Origin of the sequence: Microbacterium sp. NPDC090225, from assembly GCF_044772365.1 — a bacterium.
Classification (GTDB): Bacteria; Actinomycetota; Actinomycetes; order Actinomycetales; family Microbacteriaceae; genus Microbacterium.
In genome coordinates this window covers 1,537,425-1,561,406 of sequence record NZ_JBIVYS010000001.1, presented here as the reverse complement: position 1 = coordinate 1,561,406, position 23,982 = coordinate 1,537,425, and the positions used below count along the sequence as shown (strand labels likewise).

Annotated in this window: 25 protein-coding genes, 1 tRNA gene and 1 pseudogene; 22 read left to right on the top strand and 5 right to left on the bottom strand. The window is 68.5% G+C overall.

Annotated features, from left to right (window positions below; all coding sequences use genetic code 11):
• Positions 1-119: 119 nt before the first annotated feature.
• Both ACIQTT_RS07495 and ACIQTT_RS07490 read right to left on the bottom strand, forming a co-directional pair.
• Positions 120-689 (bottom strand): cysteine hydrolase family protein, encoded by a 570-nt coding sequence (locus tag ACIQTT_RS07495; protein ID WP_402788173.1) that lies wholly within the window; start codon positions 687-689, stop codon positions 120-122.
• The gene (locus tag ACIQTT_RS07490) at positions 689-1,717 is read right to left on the bottom strand and encodes a zinc-binding dehydrogenase (protein ID WP_402788172.1); all 1,029 of its coding nucleotides are present in this window, start codon (positions 1,715-1,717) and stop codon (positions 689-691) included. Before ACIQTT_RS07490 ends, ACIQTT_RS07495 begins: the two co-directional genes overlap by 1 nt.
• 88 nt (positions 1,718-1,805) lie before the next feature.
• On the opposite strand from ACIQTT_RS07490, the gene ACIQTT_RS07485 reads away from it, so the two are divergent.
• Together ACIQTT_RS07485 and ACIQTT_RS07480 are read left to right on the top strand one after the other, a co-directional pair.
• Entirely contained in the window at positions 1,806-2,360 is a 555-nt protein-coding gene (locus ACIQTT_RS07485) for a TetR/AcrR family transcriptional regulator (RefSeq protein ID WP_402788170.1), read from the top strand.
• A gap of 14 nt (positions 2,361-2,374) precedes the next feature.
• Positions 2,375-3,001, top strand: a complete 627-nt coding sequence (locus tag ACIQTT_RS07480; protein WP_402788169.1) for a GyrI-like domain-containing protein — start codon at positions 2,375-2,377, stop codon at positions 2,999-3,001.
• Positions 3,002-3,036: 35 nt separating this feature from the next.
• Here ACIQTT_RS07480 and ACIQTT_RS07475 read toward each other — a convergent pair whose 3' ends face one another.
• Positions 3,037-3,684, bottom strand: coding sequence for a LysE family translocator (locus ACIQTT_RS07475; protein WP_402788166.1), 648 nt, complete (start codon positions 3,682-3,684; stop codon positions 3,037-3,039).
• A 104-nt stretch (positions 3,685-3,788) separates the two neighbouring features.
• On the opposite strand from ACIQTT_RS07475, the gene ACIQTT_RS07470 reads away from it, so the two are divergent.
• The 17 genes and pseudogenes from ACIQTT_RS07470 to ACIQTT_RS07390 all read left to right on the top strand — a co-directional run bounded on the left by ACIQTT_RS07470 (position 3,789) and on the right by ACIQTT_RS07390 (position 20,156).
• Positions 3,789-4,133, top strand: coding sequence for a hypothetical protein (locus tag ACIQTT_RS07470; RefSeq protein ID WP_402788163.1), 345 nt, complete (start codon positions 3,789-3,791; stop codon positions 4,131-4,133).
• The gene (locus ACIQTT_RS07465; protein WP_402788160.1) at positions 4,130-6,094 is read left to right on the top strand and encodes an alpha/beta hydrolase; all 1,965 of its coding nucleotides are present in this window, start codon (positions 4,130-4,132) and stop codon (positions 6,092-6,094) included. Before ACIQTT_RS07470 ends, ACIQTT_RS07465 begins: the two co-directional genes overlap by 4 nt.
• Positions 6,091-6,753, top strand: a complete 663-nt coding sequence (locus tag ACIQTT_RS07460) for a hypothetical protein (RefSeq protein ID WP_402788157.1) — start codon at positions 6,091-6,093, stop codon at positions 6,751-6,753. The genes ACIQTT_RS07465 and ACIQTT_RS07460 overlap by 4 nt, the downstream gene beginning before the upstream one ends.
• Entirely contained in the window at positions 6,750-7,094 is a 345-nt protein-coding gene (locus tag ACIQTT_RS07455; RefSeq protein WP_402788154.1) for a hypothetical protein, read from the top strand. The genes ACIQTT_RS07460 and ACIQTT_RS07455 overlap by 4 nt, the downstream gene beginning before the upstream one ends.
• Positions 7,091-7,450, top strand: coding sequence for a hypothetical protein (locus ACIQTT_RS07450; RefSeq protein ID WP_402788151.1), 360 nt, complete (start codon positions 7,091-7,093; stop codon positions 7,448-7,450). The genes ACIQTT_RS07455 and ACIQTT_RS07450 overlap by 4 nt, the downstream gene beginning before the upstream one ends.
• Before the next feature lie 64 nt (positions 7,451-7,514).
• Positions 7,515-8,198, top strand: coding sequence for a hypothetical protein (locus ACIQTT_RS07445; RefSeq protein ID WP_402788148.1), 684 nt, complete (start codon positions 7,515-7,517; stop codon positions 8,196-8,198).
• On the top strand, positions 8,195-8,551 hold the full coding sequence (locus ACIQTT_RS07440; protein ID WP_402788145.1) for a hypothetical protein: 357 nt from the start codon (positions 8,195-8,197) through the stop codon (positions 8,549-8,551). The genes ACIQTT_RS07445 and ACIQTT_RS07440 overlap by 4 nt, the downstream gene beginning before the upstream one ends.
• 314 nt (positions 8,552-8,865) lie before the next feature.
• Positions 8,866-9,189, top strand: coding sequence for a hypothetical protein (locus ACIQTT_RS07435; protein ID WP_402788142.1), 324 nt, complete (start codon positions 8,866-8,868; stop codon positions 9,187-9,189).
• Positions 9,186-11,453 carry a glycogen debranching protein GlgX gene (gene glgX, locus ACIQTT_RS07430; RefSeq protein WP_402788139.1) on the top strand — a complete coding sequence of 756 codons (2,268 nt, stop codon included), beginning with the start codon at positions 9,186-9,188 and terminating at the stop codon, positions 11,451-11,453. The genes ACIQTT_RS07435 and glgX overlap by 4 nt, the downstream gene beginning before the upstream one ends.
• Entirely contained in the window at positions 11,450-13,798 is a 2,349-nt protein-coding gene (gene treY, locus ACIQTT_RS07425; protein WP_402788136.1) for a malto-oligosyltrehalose synthase, read from the top strand. The genes glgX and treY overlap by 4 nt, the downstream gene beginning before the upstream one ends.
• On the top strand, positions 13,795-15,579 hold the full coding sequence (gene treZ, locus ACIQTT_RS07420; RefSeq protein ID WP_402788133.1) for a malto-oligosyltrehalose trehalohydrolase: 1,785 nt from the start codon (positions 13,795-13,797) through the stop codon (positions 15,577-15,579). Before treY ends, treZ begins: the two co-directional genes overlap by 4 nt.
• Before the next feature lie 12 nt (positions 15,580-15,591).
• On the top strand, positions 15,592-16,899 hold the full coding sequence (locus tag ACIQTT_RS07415; RefSeq protein ID WP_402788130.1) for a cysteine desulfurase: 1,308 nt from the start codon (positions 15,592-15,594) through the stop codon (positions 16,897-16,899).
• On the top strand, positions 16,896-17,351 hold the full coding sequence (gene sufU, locus ACIQTT_RS07410; RefSeq protein WP_402788127.1) for a Fe-S cluster assembly sulfur transfer protein SufU: 456 nt from the start codon (positions 16,896-16,898) through the stop codon (positions 17,349-17,351). The genes ACIQTT_RS07415 and sufU overlap by 4 nt, the downstream gene beginning before the upstream one ends.
• Positions 17,335-18,051 (top strand): annotated as a pseudogene (locus ACIQTT_RS07405) (NADPH-dependent F420 reductase); the annotation flags it as partial. The gene sufU and the pseudogene ACIQTT_RS07405, both read left to right, overlap by 17 nt.
• Before the next feature lie 167 nt (positions 18,052-18,218).
• Positions 18,219-18,833 carry a GntR family transcriptional regulator gene (locus ACIQTT_RS07400; protein WP_402788124.1) on the top strand — a complete coding sequence of 205 codons (615 nt, stop codon included), beginning with the start codon at positions 18,219-18,221 and terminating at the stop codon, positions 18,831-18,833.
• Between the two features lie 211 nt (positions 18,834-19,044).
• A complete protein-coding gene (locus tag ACIQTT_RS07395) occupies positions 19,045-19,290 on the top strand; it encodes a hypothetical protein (protein ID WP_402788121.1) in 246 nt (81 codons plus the stop codon).
• Positions 19,287-20,156, top strand: coding sequence for a hypothetical protein (locus ACIQTT_RS07390; protein ID WP_402788118.1), 870 nt, complete (start codon positions 19,287-19,289; stop codon positions 20,154-20,156). Before ACIQTT_RS07395 ends, ACIQTT_RS07390 begins: the two co-directional genes overlap by 4 nt.
• 27 nt (positions 20,157-20,183) lie before the next feature.
• Here the strand turns inward: ACIQTT_RS07390 and ACIQTT_RS07385 are convergent, their stop codons facing one another.
• On the bottom strand, positions 20,184-21,041 hold the full coding sequence (locus ACIQTT_RS07385) for an SDR family NAD(P)-dependent oxidoreductase (protein ID WP_402788115.1): 858 nt from the start codon (positions 21,039-21,041) through the stop codon (positions 20,184-20,186).
• 95 nt (positions 21,042-21,136) lie between these two features.
• Between ACIQTT_RS07385 and ACIQTT_RS07380 the strand changes: the two genes are divergently transcribed.
• From ACIQTT_RS07380 to ACIQTT_RS07370, 3 genes are all read left to right on the top strand, one after another.
• Positions 21,137-21,730: an asparagine synthase gene (locus ACIQTT_RS07380; protein WP_402788112.1), complete on the top strand. Its 594-nt coding sequence runs from the start codon at positions 21,137-21,139 to the stop codon at positions 21,728-21,730.
• Between the two features lie 65 nt (positions 21,731-21,795).
• Positions 21,796-21,868 (top strand) — tRNA-Arg (locus ACIQTT_RS07375).
• A 743-nt stretch (positions 21,869-22,611) separates the two neighbouring features.
• Positions 22,612-23,016 carry a DUF4279 domain-containing protein gene (locus ACIQTT_RS07370; protein ID WP_402788109.1) on the top strand — a complete coding sequence of 135 codons (405 nt, stop codon included), beginning with the start codon at positions 22,612-22,614 and terminating at the stop codon, positions 23,014-23,016.
• A 3-nt stretch (positions 23,017-23,019) separates the two neighbouring features.
• Here the strand turns inward: ACIQTT_RS07370 and ACIQTT_RS07365 are convergent, their stop codons facing one another.
• Positions 23,020-23,952 (bottom strand): LysR family transcriptional regulator, encoded by a 933-nt coding sequence (locus tag ACIQTT_RS07365; RefSeq protein ID WP_402788107.1) that lies wholly within the window; start codon positions 23,950-23,952, stop codon positions 23,020-23,022.
• Positions 23,953-23,982: the final 30 nt, after the last annotated feature.

Below are 23,982 nucleotides of genomic sequence, written 5' to 3'. Positions count from 1 at the left end.
GTCCGGAATGATCGGGCGGGTGCACCCCGCCGCGCGAAAAGCTGGAGACCCTTCACTGAGGAGGACCGTGCGAGCTCTGGTTGCCGGTCGAAGAGGCGTGACCGGGTCGGCGCCGCGCGTCAGCGCTCCGATGCGCCGAGCGCGGTGATCAGCTCCGTCGTCGTCGTCACCTCGGCCATCAGGGGAGCGATCTGCGCGAGGTGCGCCGCTCCCACGTCCGGGCGGAAGTCCATGACGGCATCCGTCGGGAGCGCCACCGAGTAGCCGAGCGCATAGGCGTCACGTGCGGTCGATTCCACGCCGATGCTGGTGGCGACACCGGTGACGACCACCTGCGTCACGCCGCGGCGGGCGAGCTCGTCGTGCAGGTCGGTGCCGGCGAAGGCGCTCCAGGGTGCACGGCTGACGAGGATATCGGCGGCATCCGTCACCAGTGCAGCGAGCGGTGCGTCACCACCGGCGGGCACCGTCGAGACGCCGTACGCCTTCGTCATCTCGGTGCGCCCGGGCACAGACCCACTGACCGTGGCGATGGCCACGGTCAGCCCCGATGTCCGGAACGCGGCCGCGAGCGTGTTCGTGTTCGCGACGACCCGCTCGAGGGTGTCCTGCTCCATGCGAGGTGCGGTGGCGACCTGGAGGTCGACGACGATCAGCGCGACGTTCTCGTCGAGGAGTGCGAGCGGCATCAGTCGTTCTCTCCGCCGAAGGTGACGACGACCTTCTCGGCCTGCCCGGGCGTCGCGGCGAGGGTGAGTGCTTCCTGCACGCGCTCGAAGGGGATCTCGTCGCTGATGATCTGCGCGTACTTCTGCCAGTTGTCGATGATGTCGTCGGTCACCTCGAAGATCTCGGTGGGGTATCCCATCGACAGGCGGATATCGAGCTCGGTGGTCAGGAGCCCGCCGAGGTCGATCTCGACCGGAGCCTTGTGCACGGCGACGACACTGAGCACGGCGCGCTTACCGGCGACGCCGAGCACGGTCTGGATCACCTGCGGCGCACCCGCGGCGTCGATGTATCCCTCGGTCGAGGAGCGCTCGCCGCGCAGGCCGATGCCCGTCGACCGGCCGTGCAGCTCGATCAGCCGTGCGGGCACGTCTTCGGTGCGGGAGTCGATGACGGCATCCGCTCCGAGCGCCAGTGCCTTCTCGAGGCGGTTGGGCACGATGTCGATGACGACGACGTGCGCGACGCCGCGGCGCTTGAGGCTGAGCAGGGCGCCGAGACCGATCGGGCCGGCGCCGAAGATCGCGACCCGGTGCTCCGGTGCCGGGTCGAGGCGGTTGACCGCGTGGCGGGCGACCGCCATCGGTTCGTTGAGCGCGGCGACGGCGAATGGTACGTGCGGCGGGACGACGCGGAACTGCTCGCCCGGCTTCGCGTCGAGTAGCACCACGTACTCGCTGAGCGCGCCCTGCGCGCCGCCGGAGCCGAGTAGACCATCGATGGTGGCCATGACGTTGATGACGACGTGGTCGCCGACGGCGACGCCCTCGATCTCGGCGCCGACCTCGACGACCTCGCCTGCCGGTTCGTGCCCGAGCGGCGTCGCGCCCTGGCGCGGAGGTATGCCGCCGTAGGTCGTGTACATGTGGTCGGAGCCGCAGATGCCGCAGGCGCGCACGCGCACGAGAACGTCGCGCGGGCCGGCGGTGGGGGCGTCGACGTCGACGACGGTCGTCTCGCCGGGGCCGGTCACCAGTACTGATCTCATCGGGGGCTCCATTCGGGTCGGAAGTTCACGCGGCACTTATGTTACACATGTCACATAAGTGGCGGAACACCTTCGGTACTCTCGACTCATGGCGGAATCTCGGATCGGGCGGCCCCCGGATCAGCGCACTCGCGTGGCCGCGCTCCGCGCCACCCGCGAGCTCCTCCTCGCCCGTGGCTACGAGGGCGTCGCGATGAGCGACATCGCCGCCGCAGCCGGCGTGCCGCGCCAGACGCTCTACCGCCGCTGGCCGACGAAGCAGGCGCTCGTCGCCGACTGCGTGCTCGACGACGTGCTGCCGGTCGAACTGGTCGTCGTCGCCGCGACCGGCGACCTCCGCGCCGACATCGATCTCTGGCTGCGGAGCTCGATCGCCTCGATCGAAGCGGATGCCGACGCCGCACTGTTCCGGGCGCTGCTCGTGGCCTCGGCATCCGATGAATCGGCGCGGAAGCGCATGGTCGAGCACTTCCTCGCTCCGCTGCGGAATGCGATCGAGCGTTCGTTCGCGGCGGCGGGGCGTGAGGGGCACGAGCTCGTCGCGGATGCGCTGCTCGGGGCGATGGTCGCGGCGATCGTCTCCCGCGATGCCGAGGCGCTGCGCCGCGTGCGGGACCTCGGCGACCTGCTCACCCGCGGATGACGGAAGGACTCGCGATGCCGGCCACCGATCTGAAGAAGACACTCGATTCGTACCAGGCGAAGCGCGGGGTGTTCCGGCTCGTCGACGTGCCGCCGATGCAGTACCTGATGATCGACGGTGCGGGTGATCCGAACGTGTCGCAGGCCTACGCGGATGCCCTCGCCGCGCTGTATCCGATCGCTTACGGGGTCAAGTTCGCGAGCCGCGCGCAGCTCGGCGTCGACACCGTCGTGATGCCGTTGGAGGGACTCTGGCATGCCGAGGACATGGCGTCGTTCACGTCGCGCCGCGACAAGTCGACGTGGCTGTGGACGATGATGATCATGGTTCCCGACCATGTCACCGCCGAGATGGTCGAGGCGGCGCGCGACAAGGCCGCGGCGAAGAAGGATGCGTCGCCGAGCCTGTCGGCGGTGCGGCTCGAGACCTTCGACGAGGGTCTGTGCGTGCAGACGCTGCACGTGGGGTCGTACGACGACGAGGCGCCCGTGCTCGAGGAGCTGCACCACCGCTTCATCCCCGGGAACGGGTTGAAGATGCGCGGCATCCACCACGAGATCTACCTCAGCGATGCGCGCCGGGTCGAGCCGGCCAAACTCCGCACGATCCTGCGGCAGCCGGTCGCTCCCGCCGGTCCCTGAGCGAGCGAAGCGAGACGAAGGGCCACCGCCCGCGCTCACGCCGTCGCGGGCTTCTCGCTCCACAGCAGCAGGAAGGCTCCGAGCCCGATCATCATGCCGCCACCGGTGGCCGACATGGTCGAGAGGCGGCGTGGTGAGCGGCCGAACCAGTCGCGGGCCGCGCTCGCGAGCAGCACCCAGATCGCGTCGCAGCTGACGCCGATCGCGACGACGATGACGCCGAGTACGAAGAGCTGCAGCGGCACGGAGCCCGCGTGCAGGTCGACGAACTGGGGGAGGATCGCGAGGAAGAACGCGATCGACTTCGGGTTGGTGAGCCCCACGATGAAGCCTTCGAAGAGCAGCCGGGTGCCGGACTTGCGCGTGGCTGGCGCGGTCGCGGCTGCGGCGGCATCGTGCCGGTGCCGGATCGCCTGGATGCCGAGGAACACGAGGTAGCCGGCGCCGAGCACCTTCACAATCGTGAACAGGATCACGGACTGCGCGATCACCGTGCCGACGCCGAGGGCCACGGCGAGCACCAGCACGATCGATCCGACGGCGGTGCCGAGGATGCTGAGGAACCCGCCGACCCGGCCGAGAGCGATCGAGCGCCCGATCGTGAACAGCACCGTCGGCCCCGGGATCACGACCATGATGAACGCCGCAACGACGAACGCGAGCAGCGTCTCGGGAGCGAACATGAGCCGATCCTAAAGGCATATCGGCATGCTCTCCACAGATGTGGTTTATATGTCTTCACATGGGGTCGAACTGTCGTAATCTCCTTTCGAGATCGGAGGTTCGAATGGTTGATGATGGGTGGTCGGTATCGCCCGAACAGGTGTCGGTCGTGCTGCAGAACGTGGACGTCGCGGGGGAGCCTCTGGGGCAGGCGGTGAAGGATGCCCAGGCTCTCGCCGAGCGTCGCTCCGACCTCATCGTGACCGGGCGCACGACTCTCGCCGAGGCATGGGACGACTTCCTCGACGTGCGCGCACTGGTGCCGGGGAAGGCGATCACCGCGGTGTCGAATGCGGCGGCCGCAGTGGTGGAAGGCGTGCTCGCGATCACGGCGGGGGATGACGCAATGGCCGCATCGTGGCGTTCGGAGAATCCCGGCCTGTTCGAAAGGCAGGTGCAGCAGGGATGACCACGTTCGTATCGCACACGCTCCGCGAGGTTCTCCCGGGCGAAACCTTGACTGCGCTCGGCAAGACCGCCGAGACCCTCGGCGCGCTCGTGGTCGAGACCCTGGAGGCGGTCGGCGTTCAATGGGCGCCCCTGGAGTCGGCCTTCACGCTCGTCCCACCGGCAGACATGTCTCGAGCGCTCGTCACACCGACCGAATCGATCGGGGACTTTCGCGACGCGTTGGGAGAAGCGAAGAAAGCGCTCGATGACGCCGGCGTGAACGTCTTCCCGGCGCTCGCGCAAACGCGGACCGATCTGCAGGGAACTATCCAGAACCTCAATGAGCGCCACTATTCGTACGCAATGATCCTCGATCAGGAGGTCGCCGAGTTCCAGGCCGATCCCGAGAACGACCCCATCATCAACGCGCGGAACCATCCCGAGACGACGGTCTACACGAATGCGAAGGCGAATCTCGGTGTGCTCGACCAGGAGGCCGAACGCCTCGCGTTGGACGTCGAGATGTTCAACCGCGCGGTCGATCAGGCGGAGCAGGATCTCGCGGACAAGATCCGAGGCATCTCGGGCGGCGACAGCGTCTTGCAGGCGCGGGGGTCCGCGGTGACCGCAGCGCAAACAGCATGGGGCCTCACCCCGCCGGGGCCGCCGGCAGGCCCAGGCGAGACACCTCCTGCGGTGTCGCTCGGTGACTACCTCGATCTCGCCATCACCAGGGCGGCAGCTGATCGGATCAATTGGTTCACGACAGCGGGCGAGAAGGACGTCTCTGACTGGATGGCCGCGCACCCCGAGTTCTTCGCGGCCATCGGGCTCATTCCGCCTGCGCAAGCGAACGCGATCCTGGATCGGCTCCGCAACCGATCGACAGCGGATGCCTCGGGCAAATGGGTCACCGGCCCGTTGGCCACTCTGTGGGATCGAGCGCCTGGGTCGATCGGGAATCTCAACGGTGTCAAGACGGCGGATCGCGTGCCGTGGTCGACGCGCGCACTGGAGCTACTGCTTGACGATCCGGCGCTCACGGATGACCAGCGGGCAAAGCTCACGCTGCTCGCCGACCAAGAGCGGCTGGGGCTCAAGGTCCTTTCCGTTTTCCTCGACCAGAACGGTGCCCCTCGGGCGTCCCTTGTGCTGGGTGATCCCGACACCGCTCAACAGGTCATCACGGTCACCCACGGCATCCAGACGGATCTCGCGACTTTGGAGGAATGGGGAAAGGTCGCCTATGACATCTATAGCGGAACCAACCAGCAGATCGATTTCCGCAACATCGATTCCGAGACCGCGGTCGTCCTCCAAATGGAATGGGACTCGGGCTGGGTGGGCTCCGTTTGGGGAGAGGACCTGCCGTCTCGGGGAGCGAGCCGGACCGTCGCACTGGTCGAAGGGCTGCGGCACATAAACCCCGATGCCTGGCAAGAGGGCTGGGCGCATTCCCTTGGCACCACGTCGACTGCGGTCGCATCTGAGCAGTCAGCGGGGGTGTTCGACCACCTAACGCTGTTCGGTTCGGCGGGACTCACCCCAGAGGCGAATGCCGCGTTGGAAGATGCCATCGCGAATGATGGGGTATCCGTCTCCGTGGCTGACGCCGATACCGACTGGATCCGTGGATTCGGCATGGTGCCGGGCGGCTCAACGCACCCGATCGATCCGGCGGGCAGCGTCGGTGTGGACATCATCGGAGCAGACGGTGGCGCTGTGCCGGACTACATTTCACCCGACGGTCAGCCGGTGATCGGGCTGCCCGTCGGTGGTCATAACGCCGGCGCCTCCACTGACATTCTGTATCGACTGCCGCGTTCGCCCGGCTGGAACCCGGTTCTGTTCCCGATGGCGGGGCCGCTTGGAGCGCTTTCGCTCATGCCGGAAGACAGCGTCGGTTACATGGACCCGCGAGGGCAGTCCTATCTCCAAGCCGTTGCAGATCATGCGGAACGTGTCGAGGAGCGCCGATGAACGTTATTCGTGCCAAGCGGTCGATCTTGGAGTGGGTGTGCGCCGCCGCGATATTGGGAGTAATCATGACAACAACCGGATGTGCGCCGAACGGTTCCGACCTATACAACGAGGCACGTGATGTTCACTCCTCGATGAACAGGCAGATCGCGAAACTGCAGCTTCACGTCTTCGACGGCGAGTGGGATATCGGCGGGTGGGGAGTGGCGCCGGCGCGATGCGGCTCCAATGGGTATCGATTTTCCTTTTATCGTTCGACACCTCTCGATGATGGTTGGTGGTTACCGCAACCAACGGCCGAAGGTAAGGCGAAGGCGCTAATGACGTGGCTCGACGAGCACGGGTGGAGTGAGATCCGCTTGCGGACGTACACGGGCGGCGTGAGTTCAGTGACAATCGAGGCCCGAAAGCCTTCTGCGTACATCGACGACCTCTTGATCACCGTCTCCGCGGGAACAGCGAATGACATCGTCAATCTCCGAGTCGTCGGAACTTGCGAGCCAGGAGACCAGGCGGAATTGCGTGAGCTCATGTTCCCGAACGGAACCCACGGGGACGAGATTCCCGAGCGTGCGCACCCGTCCGTGCTGCCGCCGTTCGGACTTCCAGCTCCGAGCCCGACTCCGACTCCGACTCCGACTCCGACTCTTGAATCATGAGCCACGACAGTGCAGGTGTGCCGCCCATCGCACCCCTTCAACGACCGCCGGCAGCGAAGAGGAAGCGCGACAAAGCCGAGACCTTCGGCGCGATCGTGGTGTTCACGCCACTGATCGTGACTGCGGTGTCGTTCATCATCTTGACCGTGCCGGTATACGGCATCATCGGTTTCGTCCTCTTCGGCTATCTCGCGATGGCCTGGTGGGTGTTCGGGGTGGCCTCGCTGTTGGTTCTGTTCTTCGCGCTGTGGGGCAACCGACAGGCGGCGCTCTATGGGGCGCTCGGAATGCTCGAATCGCTCGTGCTGGGCATGATCTACTCGCAGTTCCCGGGCGCATGAGCGACGACATCGAGCACGCGACCGAGCCCACGCATCCATATGTCCCGAACTGGGCGCAGCGAGAGCGAGCACGCGCTGCGGCCTGGATGACAATGGTCGCGGCGGGTGCACTCTGGATGGCGTTCCCGCTCTGGACGATCTGGTCCGTGTACCTGAACTTCGTCCCGATCTGGCAACACCTGCAGTACGGGGTGTCAATCGTGCTCGCCGCGTTCATCTACAAGAACGTGCACTTCCGTACTCGATTCGGATCGCTCGCGACCAAGATCTTCGGCGCGACGGGAGCGCTCGCCATCGCGGCGCTCGGTCCCGTCCTGCTCCTCTACATGCTCGAGCACCCGTGGGGGTGGTCATGAATGGTTTGGATCGGACTGTGTATAACTTCCAATGGTGTGCCCGGATCGCGGACACACTGTTCCGATGCGCATGAGAGATCGGATTCTTCTCGTGTCCGCCAAGCGGACGGAGGTGCCAAGTCGGCGCGGCCTCCGGGGCCGGGCGATCATCGCTTTGGTTGGGCTGTTGCTGGCGGTGCTGTCCATGGCGGGATGTGCGCCATCGGGTATAGCTCTGTACGACCAAGCGCGAAGTGTCAACTCCTCAGTCAAACAAGAGATCTCGTTACTGCAACTGAGGATCCTGGACGGTGAATGGGATGTGCAGAAATACGGCGACATTCCGAGCAAGTGCGGCAGCGACGACTACCGATTCGCGTTCGGCCGCTCGACGCCCCAGAACGATGGCTGGCGCTTGCCCGACGGTTCACCCGACCAGACGATCGATGCCCTTTCTGAGTGGTTCGGTGAGCACGGATGGTCCGGAATCGGAGTGCGTACATTCTCCTGCGACGTGCAAGACCTCGTTCTGGAAGCGCGCAAGCCTTCTGCGCACATCGAACTAGTCGTCATCACCGTTGCGACTGGAAAGTCACGGGACTGGATCGACATCGACGTCACGAGTACCTGCGAGCCGGGAAGCGAGGAAGAGCTCGTCGACCTCATGTGCCCGGACGGGCTGAACGGGCGGGACTGGTCGCAGCCGGAGCATCCGTCGGCTGAGCCGAAGTTTGGCTTCGCCACTCCGACTCAGACTGCAACTCCATGATGCGCGAACGCCACCCGACGAGCGAGCCGTTCATCTGTGCTGCACCGCCGCCGCGGTCGCATCTCGCCGCCGCGTGGGTCGAAGACGGCCCGCTTCTCTTGGCGAGGATCGTCTGGTTCACCCCACTCATCGCGCTGGCAAGCGTCGTCCTGATGCTGATCCTCCCGGTAACCGGTTTCGTCGCGCTCTTCGTGCTCACGGTTCTCATCAAGACCTGGTGGATCGAGGGAATCCTGGCGATGCTGGTGATCCTGCTCGCGGCCCGCCGCGACGCTCGCGCCGCAGGACTCGGCCGCATGGCACTGGCGCTTTCGCTCGCTTTCGCCGCACTCGGCTTCCTCATCTTCCGGTGACGGCGCCCACCGAGCATCCGTCCGCCACGCGCCGCCGCCATCGCCCCACAGAGCGGAACCGAGACGAGCCGAACCCGAGCGCATCGTTCAGGCCGTCGGCGGGCGACAGTCTGTCGGGCATGGTCTCCTCTTCTCCACGCGGAGCGCGGTCGTTCCCACTCGCTCTGACCGGGCAGTGGGGCGATCTGCGACACGACGGGCCGCCACGAGCGACCGCCGATGCTAGCCACAGATATGCCGAAATGGCAATGGCATTCTCCGATTCTCCGTGCGCGCCTATCGTCGGCAGCACAAACAGAATCACAGGAGCCCGCATGACTGCACAGACCCGCACATCCCCCGGCTCCGCGTGCGGAGGCGACGAGCCGAGCGCCGTCCAGAACTCCGCCGTCGGCACTCCCATCGCCCCCGAAGAATCGACGGGGCCCACCTACGAGCGCGTCGACCCCGACCGCTACGTCGTGCTGCACGACGGCCCGGTCGGCTTCGTCGAGGTCGTGTCGCCCGTCTTCGTCTGCTACGTCGGCCACCCCTACGCCCAGGCGAGCGAGATCGCCCAGGTCCACGACTTCCACCGCGCCGTGGAGATCGTCACCGAAACAGCCGCGTCATCGCGTGCGCCTAAGATCACGGCATGAGCCTCGAGATCTGGCCGGGAACGCCCTACCCCCTGGGGGCCACCTATGACGGACAGGGAACCAACTTCGCCCTCTTCAGCGAATGCGCCGAGAAGGTCGAGCTGTGCCTGTTCGACGCCGACGGCACCGAGCAGCGTGTCGAGCTGACCGAGGTCGACGCGTTCGTCTGGCACGGTTACCTGCCGGCGGTGCAGCCGGGGCAGCTCTACGGCTATCGCGTGCACGGCCCCTACGACCCCACCGAGGGTCAGCGGTTCAACCCGAACAAGCTGCTGCTCGATCCCTACGCCAAGGCCGTCGCGGGTGAAATCGACTGGGGGCAGTCGCTCTTCGGCTACGACTTCGGCGACCCCGACTCGCGCAACGACGAGGACTCCGCCGCGTCGATGGCGAAGGGCGTGGTCATCAACCCGTTCTTCGACTGGGCAGGCGACCGGCTGCTCAAGACGCCCTACGCGCAGACCGTGATCTACGAGGCGCACGTGAAGGGCCTCACCGTTCAGCATCCCGACGTGCCCGACGACCTGCGCGGAACCTACGCAGGCATCGCGCATCCCGCCATCATCGACCACCTCGTGCGCCTCGGGGTGACGGCGATCGAGCTCATGCCTGTGCACCAGTTCGTGCACGACTCGGTGCTCCAGGACAAGGGCCTCACCAACTACTGGGGTTACAACACGCTCGCATTCTTCGCGCCGCACAACGACTACGCCTCGAACGGCCAGCAGGGTCAGCAGGTGCAGGAGTTCAAGGCGATGGTCCGCGCCCTCCACGCCGCGGGCATCGAGGTCATCCTCGACGTCGTCTACAACCACACCGCCGAGGGCAATCATCTGGGACCGATGCTCTCGATGCGCGGGATCGACAACCGGGCGTACTACCGGTTGGAGGAGGACAAGCGGTACTACACCGACTACACCGGCACGGGCAACAGCCTCAACGCCGGCAGTCCGCACGCGCTGCAGCTGATCATGGACTCGCTGCGCTACTGGGTGACCGAGATGCACGTCGACGGGTTCCGCTTCGATCTCGCCTCGACCCTTGCTCGCGAGTTCTACGACGTCGACCGGCTCGCGGCGTTCTTCGAGCTCGTGCAGCAGGACCCGATCGTCTCGCAGGTGAAGTTGATCGCCGAGCCGTGGGATGTCGGCCCCGGCGGCTACCAGGTGGGCAACTTCCCGCCCCAGTGGACCGAGTGGAACGGCAAGTACCGCGACACGGTCCGCGACTTCTGGCGCGGAGAGCCGCAGGCGCTCGGTGAGTTCGCGTCGCGCCTGACCGGCTCGGCCGACCTCTACGAGCACTCCGGCCGTCGCCCCGTGGCCTCGATCAACTTCGTCACCGCGCACGACGGCTTCACCCTGCGCGACCTCGTGTCGTACGACGAGAAGCACAACGAGGCCAACGGCGAAGACAACAACGACGGCGAATCCCACAACCGCTCCGACAACAACGGGGTGGAGGGGCCGACCGACGACGCCGATGTCAACCGCCGCCGGGCGCGCCAGCAGCGCAACTTCCTGGCGACGCTGCTGCTCTCGCAGGGTGTGCCGATGATCGCGCACGGCGACGAGTTGGGCCGCACGCAGGGCGGCAACAACAACGGCTACGCGCAGGACAACGAGATCACCTGGGTCGATTGGGATGCCGCCGACCGGCCTCTGATCGAGTTCACCGCATCCGTCGCCCGACTGCGGCACGAGCATCCGACGTTCCGACGCAGCCGCTTCTTCGACGGGCGTCCCGTGCGCGACGAAGACGGCGAGCGCGTGCCCGACGTCGTCTGGCTGCGGCCGGACGGACGCCCGATGAAGCCCGAGGACTGGGACTCCGGATTCGGACTCTCGGTCGGAATGTTCCTCAACGGCTACGGCATCCGCGAGAAGGACGTGCGCGGGCGCCCCGTCACCGACGTGAACTTCCTCGTCTACTTCAACAGCGGGGATGCCGCGGTCGACGCCGTTCTGCCGCCGGCCCGGCTCGCGAAGGGCTGGGAGATCGTCGTCGACACGGCGGGTCAGTCGATCGAGGGCGCGACCCTGCGTCCGCGCGACGACCTCATCCTCGAGGCGCAGTCGCTGCTCGTGCTGCGCGAGCGCCCCGAGGCGGAGATCGACACCGACGACTCCGTCGAGGCATCGCTGCGCGCGCAGACCGAGCACGTCGAGGCGGTGGAAGCGGCTGCGGTCGAGGCGGCTGCGGCCGCATCCGCCGCCGAGGCCGATGACGCTCCGACCGAGGCACCGGACGAGGAGAACCCGTGACCCGTCGCCCCCTCTCGACGTACCGCCTGCAGATCACCTCGCGCCTCACGCTCGACGAGGCGGCGCGCGTCGCGCCGTACCTCGCCGCGCTCGGTGCGGACTGGGCATATCTCTCGCCGTTGCTCGCCGCGACTCCGGGATCCGACCACGGCTACGACGTCGTCGATCACTCGAAGGTCGATCCGAGCCGCGGGGGAGCGGAGGGACTCGAGCGCTTCGCGGCCGCGGCGCACGACGCGGGCCTCGGCATCCTTATCGACACGGTCCCGAACCACATGGGAGTCGGCGTTCCGCGCGCGAACCCGTGGTGGTGGGACGTGCTGCGCCTTGGGCGGTCGTCGTCGCACGCGGTCGCGTTCGACATCGACTGGCGACGGGGCGACGACCGGGTGCGCCTGCCGATCCTCGGTGCGGCTCCCGCCGACGTGGTGGCTTCGGGCGACCTCGTGGTCGATACGACTTCGCAGACGGATGCTCCGGACGGCACCCTCTCCTACTTCGAGCACGTTCTCCCGCTGGCCCCCGGCACGGCCGCGCTCGCCGACGATCTGCCGGCCCTCCTCGCGGCGCAGCACTACGAGCTGCGGTTCTGGGAAGACCAGAACACCGAGCTCAACTACCGGCGATTCTTCGCGGTGCCCGAGCTCGCCGGCATCCGTGTCGAGCTCCCCGACGTCTTCGCGTCGTCGCACCGAGAGATCGTCCGGTGGATCACCGAGGGCCTCGCGGACGGTCTCCGGGTCGACCACCCCGACGGTCTGTCGGATCCTGGCGGGTACCTCGAGAACCTGGCGGATGCCACGGGTGGGGTGTACGTGCTCGTCGAGAAGATCCTCGAGCCGGGCGAGGCGCTGCCCGACTGGTGGCGCACCGACGGCACCACGGGGTACGACGCCCTGGGTGAGATCGACCGGGTGCTCATCGACCCGGCCGGCGTCGCGGCGCTCGACGCGCTCGACTCCCGTCTGCGTGCCGACACCGGCCTGTCCGAGGCGGAGTCCTGGCACGACCTGACGCACACGACGAAGCGGATGATCGCCGAGTCGATCCTGCAGTCCGAGGTGCGGCGCCTCGTGCGCATTCTGCCGTTCGGCATCGTCGATGCGGACGACGCGCTCACCGAGATTGTGGCGTGCTTCCCGCTCTACCGCCCGTATCTGCCCGCGGGCCGCGAGCACCTGGACGGGGCGCTCGCCGAAGCCTCCCGGCGCCGACCGGATCTCGCGGGGTCGATCGCCGAACTCGCCCCGCTCCTCGCCGACGCGGCGCTCGAGATCGCCGACCGCTTCCCGCAGCTGAGTGGCGCGGTGATGGCCAAGGGCGTGGAGGACACGGCGTTCTACCGCTACACACGACTCGGTACCCTGACCGAGGTCGGCGGCGACCCGTCGATCGCGACGCTGACTCCGGCCGAGTTCCACGCGGCTCAGCAGGACCGCCTCGCGGCCTGGCCGCACTCGATGACGACGCTCTCGACGCACGACACCAAGCGCTCGGAGGACGTGCGGGCGCGGCTTTCGGTCCTCGCCGAGATGCCGCAGCGCTGGGCCGATGCGCTCGCCGATCTGCGCGCGATCGCCTCGACCGGTCACGGCCCCCTGGACTCCCTGCTGTGGCAGGCGGCGGTCGGTGCGTGGCCGATCACCTCCGAACGCCTGCGCGACTACGGCCTCAAGGCTGCGCGCGAGGCGGCCGAATCGACGACCTGGCAGCACCCCGACGAGGAGTTCGAGCGGGGCGTGATCGCCATCGCGGATGCCGCGAACGGAGCCGCCCGCGAGACGCTCGAGGGGTTCGTCGCCGAGATCACCGGCTTCGGTCGGTCGAACTCGCTGTCGGCCAAGCTGCTCCAGCTCACCGGCCCCGGCGTGCCCGACGTCTATCAGGGCAGCGAACTGTGGGATCTGTCGCTCGTCGACCCCGACAACCGACGCCCGGTCGACTTCGCCGCGCACGCGCAGCTGCTCGGCGCGCTCGACACCGACGTGGCGCACGGGCTCCTCCCGGCGGTCGACGGCACGGGTCTCGCCAAGATGCTGGTCACCTCGCGCGCCCTCCGGTTGCGCCGCGACCACTCCGAGCTGTTCACCCGCTACCGTCCGGCCGAGGTCGTGGGCGACGCATCCGCCCACGCCGTCGCGGTCGACCGCGGCCGTGTCACCGTCGTCGCGACCCGCTTGCCCGTAGGGCTCGCGGCCCGTGGCGGCTGGGGCGACACGCTCCTGATGCGCCCCGACAGTGCGGCCACCGATGTGCTCACCGGCCGCCGCATCGACCCGGGCCCCGTGCGCCTGGCCGAGCTGCTCGACACCTATCCCGTCGCCCTGCTGATGGAGGCGCGATGATCGAGGTCTGGGCGCCGCGGGCGCAGCGACTGCGGCTGCGCCGCTGGACGGATGCCGCGGCATCCCCTCACGACACCGAGCTGGCCTCGGCATCCGACGGCTGGTGGCGCGCCGACGTGGCGCTCGCCGAGGGCGACCGCTACGGCTTCGTGATCGATGACGCCGACGAAGCCCGCCCCGACCCGCGCTCGCGTCGTCAGCCCGACGGCGTGCACGGCCCGTCGGCGGCATTCGACGCGTCGACCTTCGCCTGGACGGATGCCGCGTGGACCGGCCGCCCCCTCGCGGGCGGCGTGATCTACGAGCTGCACGTCGGCACGATGACCCCCGACGGCACCCTCGACGCGCTGATCCAGCGGCTCGACCACCTCGTGGATCTCGGCGTCACCCACATCGAGCTGCTGCCGGTCAACGCCTTCAACGGCCTCTGGAACTGGGGCTACGACGGTGTGCTCTGGTATGCGGTGCACGAGCAGTACGGCGGCCCGCGCGCCTACCAGCGGTTGGTGGATGCCGCGCACGCCCGCGGTCTCGCCGTCATCCAAGACGTCGTCTACAACCACCTCGGTCCGAGCGGCAACTACCTGCCCGAGTTCGGTCCGTATCTGCGCGACGGTCAGCGCAACACATGGGGCGACTCGATCGACCTCGATGAGCCGGCGGTGCGCGAGTACATCATCGAGAACGCGCTGATGTGGCTGCGCGACTTCCACGTCGACGGGCTCCGCCTCGATGCGGTGCACGCGCTGCACGACGAGCAGCCCGTGCACATCCTGCAGGAGCTGGCCGAGCGGGTCGATGCGCTGTCGGCGCATCAGCAGCGGCCGCTCACTCTGATTGCCGAGTCGGACCTCAACGACCCCACGCTCATCCTCCCGCGCGAGGCGGGCGGCTACGGGCTCACGGCCCAGTGGTCCGACGACTGGCACCACGCCGTGCACGTGGCCCTGACCGGTGAGACGGCGGGCTACTACGAGGACTTCGCCGCGGCGGATGCCGTCGCCAAGGTCACCCGCGGAGGGTTCTTCCACGACGGCACGTTCTCGTCGTTCCGCGGGCGTCCGCACGGACGGCCGATGCCCGACACGGTGCCCGCCTGGCGACTGGTGACCTTCGCGCAGGATCACGACCAGATCGGCAACCGGGCAGCGGGCGACCGGCTTTCGCAGACCCTGTCGCCGGGGCGGCTCGCGGTCGCGGCCGTGCTCACGCTCACCGCTCCGGGTACGCCGATGCTCTTCATGGGGGAGGAGTGGGGAGCCTCGACCCCCTGGCAGTTCTTCACCTCGCACCCCGAGCCCGAACTCGGTCGCGCGACCGCCGAGGGCCGCATCGCCGAATTCGCCCGCATGGGCTGGGACCCCGATCAGGTGCCCGACCCGCAGGACCCGGCGACCTTCGAGCGCTCCCACCTCGACTGGGCCGAGCTCGACAAGCCGTCGCATGCCGGGCTGCACGCGCTGTACCGCGATCTGATCGCGCTGCGACGCGCCCGGCCGGAACTCACCGACCCCGATTCGTCGCGCAACCGCGTGACGGTCGAGGTGAGTGCAGACTCGGCCGGCAACGCACCCGACGCCCGCGTCTACCGGATCGACCGCGGTGCGCTTTCGGTGCTGGTGAATCTCTCGCCCGAGCCCGCGTCTTTCACGGTAGGCGCCGGTGACGAGGTGCTCCTGGCGACGGGCGAGGCGCGCATCGCCGACGGGCAGATCACGATCCCATCCGAGTCGGCGGTCATCGTCGCTCCTCAGGAGGGCCCGGGGGCCGCCGCGGAGTGAGAAGCTAGAAGGATGAGCACGTCGTCCCTCACCGCCCCGGCCACCCCGCTGAGCGATGACGAGGTGCGTCGGCTGCGCGAGGACTTCCCGATCCTCGCGAGCGCGGTGAACGGGCATCCGCTCGCCTATCTCGACTCGGGGGCGACCTCGCAGCGGCCCTTCGCGGTGCTCGACGCCGAGCGCGAGTTCGCGACCACGTTCAACTCCGCCGTGCACCGCGGGGCGCACACCCTCGCCGCCGAGGCCACGGAACTCTTCGAAGACGCGCGCGCCACCGTCGCGCGCTTCATCGGGGCCGACGACGACGAGATCGTCTGGACCTCGAACGCCACCGAGGCGCTGAACCTCGTCGCCTACTCGCTCTCGAACGCCTCGATCGGGCGCGGGGGCGCGGCGGCCGAGCCCCTGCGACTGCGCGCGGGCGATGAGATCGTCACCACCGAGATGGAGCACCACGCCAACCTCATCCCGTGGCAGGAGCTCGCTGCGCGCACCGGCGCGACCCTGCGCGTGATCCCGCTCGACGACGACGGGGCGCTGCGCCTCGATACCCTCGCCGAGCACATCACCGACCGCGCGAAGCTCGTCGCCGTCACCCACGTCTCGAACGTGCTCGGCGTGATCAACCCCGTCGAGCAGGTGATCGCGCGCGCCCGCGAGGTCGGCGCGCTCGTGATGCTCGATGCCTGCCAGTCGGCCCCGCACCTGCCGCTCGACGTGCGCGCCCTCGACGTGGACTTCGCCGTGCTCTCCGGCCACAAGATGCTCGGACCCACCGGTGTCGGCGCGCTCTACGGGCGCCGCGAACTGCTCGAGATCATGCCACCGTTCCTCACCGGCGGATCGATGATCACCACCGTCACCACCACCGAGGCCGAGTACATGGCCCCGCCCCAGCGCTTCGAGGCCGGCACGCAGCGGGTCTCGCAGGCGATCGCGCTGGCCGCCGCGGTCGACTACCTGACCGAGGTCGGGATGCCACGGATCGCCGCCCACGAGGCCCAGCTCGGTGCCCGCCTGCTCGCTGGACTCGGTGCGATCGACGGGGTGCGAGTGCTCGGCGCGGGCATCGCCCTGCCGCGCGTGGGTCTCGCGAGCTTCGACGTCACCGGCATCCATTCGCACGACGTCGGCCAGTTCCTCGACGACCGCGGCATCGCCGTGCGCGTCGGCCACCACTGCGCCCAGCCGCTGCATCGCCGTCTGGGCGTGACCTCGTCGACCCGGGCGAGCACCTACCTCTACACGACCGACGCCGAGGTGGATGCCGTGATCGACGGCGTCGCCGCGGCCATCGACTTCTTCGGAGCACGCTCATGACGTCCGGCGACCTGCAGAACCTCTACCAGGAGCTCATCCTCGATCACTCGCGCACGCCGCACGGCTTCGGCCTGCGGGGCGAGATCCTGGCGCAGTCGCACCAGGTCAACCCGACCTGCGGCGACGAGGTCACCCTGCAGGTGCATCGCGCGGCCGACGGCTCGGTCGAGGCGATCGCCTGGGAGGGGCACGGCTGCGCGATCTCGCAGGCCTCCGCCTCGCTGCTCGCCGAGCTCGCCGAGGGACTCTCGGTCGACGACCTCGAAGTGCGCATCGCAGCCTTCCGCGAGGCGATGCGCTCGCGCGGCAAGATCGAGCCCGACGAGGAGCTGCTCGGCGATGCCGCGGCTCTCGGCGGGGTGTCGAAGTACGTGGCGCGCGTGAAGTGCGCGATGCTCGCGTGGGTCGCCGCGGAGGACGCCCTGCAGAAGTCGACGCTGTCGCCGTTGTGAGCTGTCGCCGTCATCCGGCGACTTCTCGGAATACCCGCGGGCGTTGGGCGTTGGCCCCTGCATGACCACTATCGGAATCATCGGTGCAGGAAACATCGGCGCCCAGGTCGCTCGCGCGGCCGTCGCCACCGGCTACGACGTCGTGATCGCGAACTCGCGCGGACCCGAGACCCTCACGGATCTCATCGACGAGCTGGGTCCGAAGGCGAAGGCCGCGACCGCCGTCGAAGCGGGCACGGAGGGCGACGTCGTCGTCGTGACGGTGCCGCTCAAGGCGATCGGTGAGGTGCCGGTCGAGCCGCTCGCCGGCAAGATCGTGCTCGACACGAACAACTACTACTTCGAGCGCGACGGCCACATCGAGGCGCTCGACAAGGGCGAGACGACGACCTCGGAGATCGTACAGGCGCATCTGCCGACCTCGCGCATCGCCAAGGCGTTCAACCACATCTACGCCAGCGAGATCACGACCGACGGCACCCCGACCGGGACTCCCGACCGCCGCGCACTCGCGACCGCGGGCGACGACGAGGCCGTGGCGTTCCTCACGAAGTTCTACGACGAGATCGGCTTCGACACCGTCAACATCGGCCCGCTCAGCGAGTCGTGGCGGGTCGAGCGCGACCGTCCGGCGTACGTCGTTCGACAGAACGCGGCCGAGCTCGAGGCGAACCTGGCGAAGGCGAATCGCCTGCCCTGAGCCGAGATCGATTTCATGAAGAGGGGCGGAGGCTGCGGCATCCGTCCCCTTTTTATGCGGCTGCATATTATTACGGTGGGATACCAAAGTTGGCGATTTCGCTCTCCGAGTGCAAGACTGCCGGAATGACGGGGGCGGGGGCTACCGGCGAATTGGAGTCGGTGCGAGTGACGCGCATACTGCGCGATGACATCGTGCTGGGTCGGCGCGCCCCGGGATCGCGACTCGTCGAGCGTGACATCGCCGCCGAGCTGCACGTCTCGCGGCTGCCGGTGCGCGAGGCCATCCGCGTTCTCGTGTCGGAGGGCGTCGTCGTCGCACGGCCGCGTACGTGGGCCGTGGTGCGCGAGTTCACGCACCAGGACATCCAGGACTTCGCCGAGGTGCGCGAGGCGATCGAGACCCTGATCTTCGTGTTCGCCGCCGAGCGCCACGACGAGGACGGCATGGAGCGCATCCGCCTCGCCTACGAGCGCGAGATGGCGGCGGCCCTCGCGGGCGATGCCGAGGGAGCCCGGATCGCCGCGGGCGAGTTCCACGAGATCGCCGCGCACCTCGCCGGCAACGACATGCTCAACGAGCTGATCTCCGTCTTCCTCACGCGGCTGCAGTGGCTGTTCGGTCAGCACGACGACCTCGTGGCGATGGCCGAAGAGCACCGCATCATTCTCGAAGCGATCGAGGCCCGCGATTCCGACGCCCTGCGCACGTTGATCCCGCAGCACCTCGCGAGCGGGCGGCTCGCGGCCGAGCGGCGGTTGGCGCGCGGCGTCGAGGTCTGAGGGGCGGGGCGGTGCGCCGGTTCGGTCTCTGTGCGTGGCCCTAACTCAGGACGACCGGCCCCTGAAATCGGTATCTTCGCCCTCCGGACCCGGATCCGGCCCGTTCTTCCTGAGTTAGTGCACGCGGATCCGCCGCACTTCGCCCTCGCACGGCCCCGGCACACCGCTATATTGGGCCTGTTGGGTGTGTTCGCGTTCTCTGGGGAGCGGTATGCGAGGCGTAGCCGTCGTCGTCGGGGGTCTGTTGTTGATCGGGGGAGCGACGATCGTCGTGCTCGCAGACCAGCAGCGCGCGTCCGAGGTCGCCCAGCTCCACGAGCGCGTCGAGCAGACCACCGAGCGCGTCGATGAGATCGGTGTTGACAACCTCGACCTGGCCGCCCAGCTGACGGCCCTGCGTTCACAGATCGCTGAGCAGGATGCCGCGCTCACCGACACCACGGGATTCATGCAGTGATCCGACGCGCGATGGCGGTGACGATCGCTGCGGCGATCCTGGTGGGCGGCGCCGTGGTCGATCGAGCCGCCACCCTCGAGGCGGAACGCGCCGAGACTGTCGCCGAACTGATCGCCGTGACCGAGCAGGCGAACACCTCCGCCGCGCGCACCGCCTATCTCGAAGGGGCCGTCGAACGCGCCGAGGAGGATGCCGCCGACCGCGACGCGGTGCTCGAGGTGCGCCCCGCCTTCGTCGAGGAGATCGCCGCGCTCTCCACGGCGTTGGAGGGGGCGGACGGCAAGGTCGACACGGCGGCGCACCGGGCATCCGCTCTGGACGCGCAGCAGACCGTGCTCGCCGAGCGATCGGATCCCGCGGTGGTCGTCGCGGCCACCGCCACGGTCCACGCGCTCACCGAGAAGGTGGGCGAGGAGGTCGCCGACTGGCAGACGGCGCAGATCGTCACCGCGGGTCCGGCCGGGCCGGCCTGGAGCACGAGCGGACCCGGCGGGTACGCGCGCGTGCGCGCCGCCCTCGACCAGGTGGGCGGGGCGGGCGTCGGCCTGTACGAGTCGTCGTCGTGCGCGGGCGGCACGGCGCCGGCCTGCGCGAACAGCGGCGGCTACATCAAGTACCGCGCCGACATCGCGAACTGGAGCACCGGCCGCCTGCAGTGGGCCATGGCGCACGAGCTCGCGCACATCTACCAGTTCCAGGTGTGGGGTGCGCTCAACGCCTCGGGCTCTTACCAGTCGATGTTCGGGGGAGACCCCGAGTTCCTCGCGAACTGCATGGCCGTGGTGCGCGGGTACCCGGGCGATGTCGGGTGCAACGGCGACCAGCAGGCGTGGGCGTCGGGAATCTGGGTCGGCGCGGTGCGCTGACGGCCGGTCGCTGGCTCAGTCGATCGCTCAGTCGATCGGCGTCGTCGTGTCGATGGCCTCGCGCAGCGGCCCGCGCATGACGCGCCAGTAGCCGGTGGGGGAGAGGCGCGTGAGCACGTCGATGAGCCGGGCCTCGCGGCCGATCATGGTGCGCGCCCGGCGGTGGACGGTCGCACGCACGATGCGCGCCGCGGCATCGGCGGGTTCGGTGTGGTACATCGCGGCCTGCGCGGCGGCGGCCCGATCGGCGATGGCCGACGGGATCGCGGCGGCGTACCGACCGTGCAGGATGATGCCCGTGCGCACGCCCGCCGGATACACCGCGCCGACCGACACCGTGCTGCCCTGCAGCTCGTGCCGCAGGGCCTCGGAGAACCCGCGCACGGCGTACTTGCTCAGCGCGTAGGGGATGCGACCGGCCGGGGCGGCGAGGGCGTAGACGCTCGCGAGGTGCGTGATGTGGGCGGCGGGTGCGCGGCGCAGCGCGGGCAGGAGCGCCTTCGTGATCGACACGGTGCCCCAGAGGTTCACGTCGGTGAGCCAGCGCATCTCCTCCATCGTGAGCTGGTCGATGTCGCCGAGCATCGACGACCCGGCGCAGGTGATGAGCGCGGTGATCTGCGGGTGGGCGGCGGTGATGTCGGATGCCGTCGCGAACACCGCGTCGTCGTCGCGCAGGTCGACCACGTGGATGGTGACGGGTGGCGCGCTCGGGTTGCGCGGGCCCGCGAGTTCGGTCGAGAGGGCCTGCAACGCCTCGGCGTTGTGGTCGATGAGGGCGAGGTGCGCTCCGGTGGCCGCGAGCTGGCGGGCGACCTCGGCCCCCATGCCGCTGGCCGCGCCGGTGATGACGGTCGTGCTTCCGGGCAATGTCAGTGGCCGCATGCATACTCCTCGAGGGTGAGCCGGGCGGGCTCTTGCCCATTCTGGCCGAGGCTGCGCGCGGGCGATACGGGTACGCTCGAAGGGAGGAGGTTCCGGTGGGACGAACAGCGGATGCCATCGCCGAAGGCGTCGCGATCGCGACCGCTGCGGCGCGCCTCGCGATCAAGAACCACATCCTCGTCGGCACGATCGCCGAGGGAGGCGCCTTCGACACCGAGAAGTACATCGCCGACGCGCGCGAGGCGTTGCGAGCGATGGCCGAGGAGTCCGAGGCGGCGGCGTCGAACGTGACGGCGTTGCGGAAGCGCGCCCGCGGCCGGCACTCCGATCCGCGCGGCACGCACGACTACCGCGACCGCGACGTGCGCAATCTGCGGCGGCGGGCGAAGCAGTCGAGCGGGGTCGCGGCGAAGCTGCGCGAGATGATGGACGACCCCGAGCAACTCCGCGCGATGGTCGAAGAGGCGCGTGAGGGTGCGTGGTCCGACGTGCGGCACAACCTCGACCGTCGACTGCGGGTCGAGGGCATGCGCCCCGATCAGGATCCCGATTACTCCCGCATGCGCGAAGCGCGGATGCAGGCGCTACGGCTGGTCGATCTGCAGGCGCTGTCCTCGCGGCAGCGCGCCAAGGCGAAGCTCCGGAAGAAGCAGGACGACGCCGAGAACGGGGCGGACGAGGCCGGCTGATCGGCTCGTTTCGCTTTCGCGTCGAGTCTCATGTAGGCTATTCCACGGCCCGCTGAGCGGGCTGGGCGCCCGTAGCTCAATGGATAGAGCATCTGACTACGGATCAGAAGGTTAGGGGTTCGAGTCCCTTCGGGCGCACAGCAGGTGAAACCCCCGTCGCGAGAGCGGCGGGGGTTTTCTCGTACCCGGGGTGTGTCTCGTGGGGGACCCTTCGACAGGCTCAGAGACCCAGGTCTGTCATCCGACTCGGGCGCCGAGCTTGTCGAAGTGCCCCGTCCTGCACTGGTATGGGGCGTGCGTCCGGCGCCGATACCTCTCCGCGCCCGTCGCACTTTCTGTCGGTCTGAGCGGTTGATGGCGACAGAAAGTGCGACGGGAGCAAAGAAAAGAGGCGGATGCTTTGACGGCGGCGTGACGAGAGAAGCACGCTTCCGATACACCAATGTGCAAATGGGGCACGGTGGGATAGCGCTCGTGCTACCGCCAAGACGAGGCAACTCGCGTTTCATGACGCGAGAACGGGTTCTTTTCGACTCTCCGCGGCAAGGTGATCGAAGCAGCGGCTGGGAAGGACGGATCCATGGTTTTCGCCCTACCCAGAGGTGGTTGAGTACCTGGGGTGCGCGGAGGTGAGGAAACGCCTGGGTGCGAAGACCTGGGACTGCCTAGAGCGGCGGACGCCGAGATCGCTCGACCGTTGACTCGGGCAACGGCCCTCGGCGATATATCTCCCGAACTCGCGTGATGTTCGGCCGATTGCGGCGTCTCCTCTGTGACGGGCGCACCCGAGCGCCCCGACGACGGGAAGGACGCCACATGGCCGAGCCGAAATACCTCCAGGACAGTCGCTCCGCGACGCGCGACGATTCCGGATGCCGCGCATGACCCGGTCGGCAGTCGCATCTCTCGTCGTACTCTCCACCCAGACGCCGCCCGAGGCGATCACGCAGACGCTCGGAGTCGCGCCGACCAGCGTCGTTCCCCGGGGCTCCGCCCTGCGTTCCGGGCAGACGCAGGAGTTCCACGTGTGGAGCGTCGACTCCGGTCGGCTGCCCGACGCCCCGGGCGACCGCACCGGCACCGCTGCCCTGCGATGGTTGCTGGAGTTCTGCCGCGCAGCCACCGGCAAGGCGGCAGATCTTCCGGCCGACTGCGAGGCGCGTATCTGGTGGTCATCCGGATCCGACTCGCCCGACGACTTCGTGGTGCCCGAGGATCTCGCCGCCCAGGTCGCCGCCCTCGGCGTCGACATCCACACGGCGACGTCTCTCGACGACCGCGCTTGAGCGCTACTCCACCAGGCTCGTGATCGCCGGGTCACGCCGCGCGACCTCGACCGCGGTCGCCACGATCACCTTCCGCATGGCAGACACGGCGATCGCCGGCCGCACGTCCGAGCGGTGTGCGAGGCTCACCGTCCTGGTCATCATGGGGTGCGACAGACGCATCGACCGCAGGCCGGGCTGGTCGAGCAGCACCATCGCGGGCACGACGGCGACGCCGAGGCCGCGTTCGACGAAGCGCAGCACGGCGTCCATCTCGGCGCCGGCGAGCACGGGTGTGGGTTCGAGGCCCTCGCTGCGGAACGCGGCATCCGTCGTCGCCCGCAATTCGTATGTCTCGTCGAACACGATGAGCGGCAGGGTGGCGAGTTCGTCGAGGTCGATGGCGGATGCCGTCGACACCGGCGGCTGGGATGCCGACGACACGACGACCAGTTCTTCGGCGAGCAGCGGCATCCGCGTCAGGCTGACGCCCGCGGGCGGTGGGCCGGCCGACTCGGTGATGAGCGCCATGTCGACCGCGCCGACGGCGACCTGCTCGACCAGCGCGCGCGATCCCGCCTCGGCGAGCTGCAGTTCGACGCCGGGGTGCGACACGTGGAACGCGGCCAGCGCCTCGGCGACGAGGCTCATGCAGAGCGTGGGCGGGGCGCCGAGGCGCACGCGCCCGCGACGGATGCCGGCGAGTTCACCCATCTCCTCCTTGATCGCCTCGGCCTCGGCGAGCATGCGCTGCGCGCGGGGGAGCAGGGTCTCGCCAGCGGTGGTCAGGGCGATGTGGCCGCGGGCGCGGTGGAAGAGTTCGGCGCCGAGTTCGCGTTCGAGCGTCGAGATCTGACGGCTCAGCGACGGCTGTGCGAGATGCAGGTGCTCCGACGCTCGGGTGAAGTGGCCGAGGCGGGCGACCTCGACGAACCCGCGGAGTTGCTCGAGGTTCATGCTCATAGCGTACCTACATGGTTCAAAGAG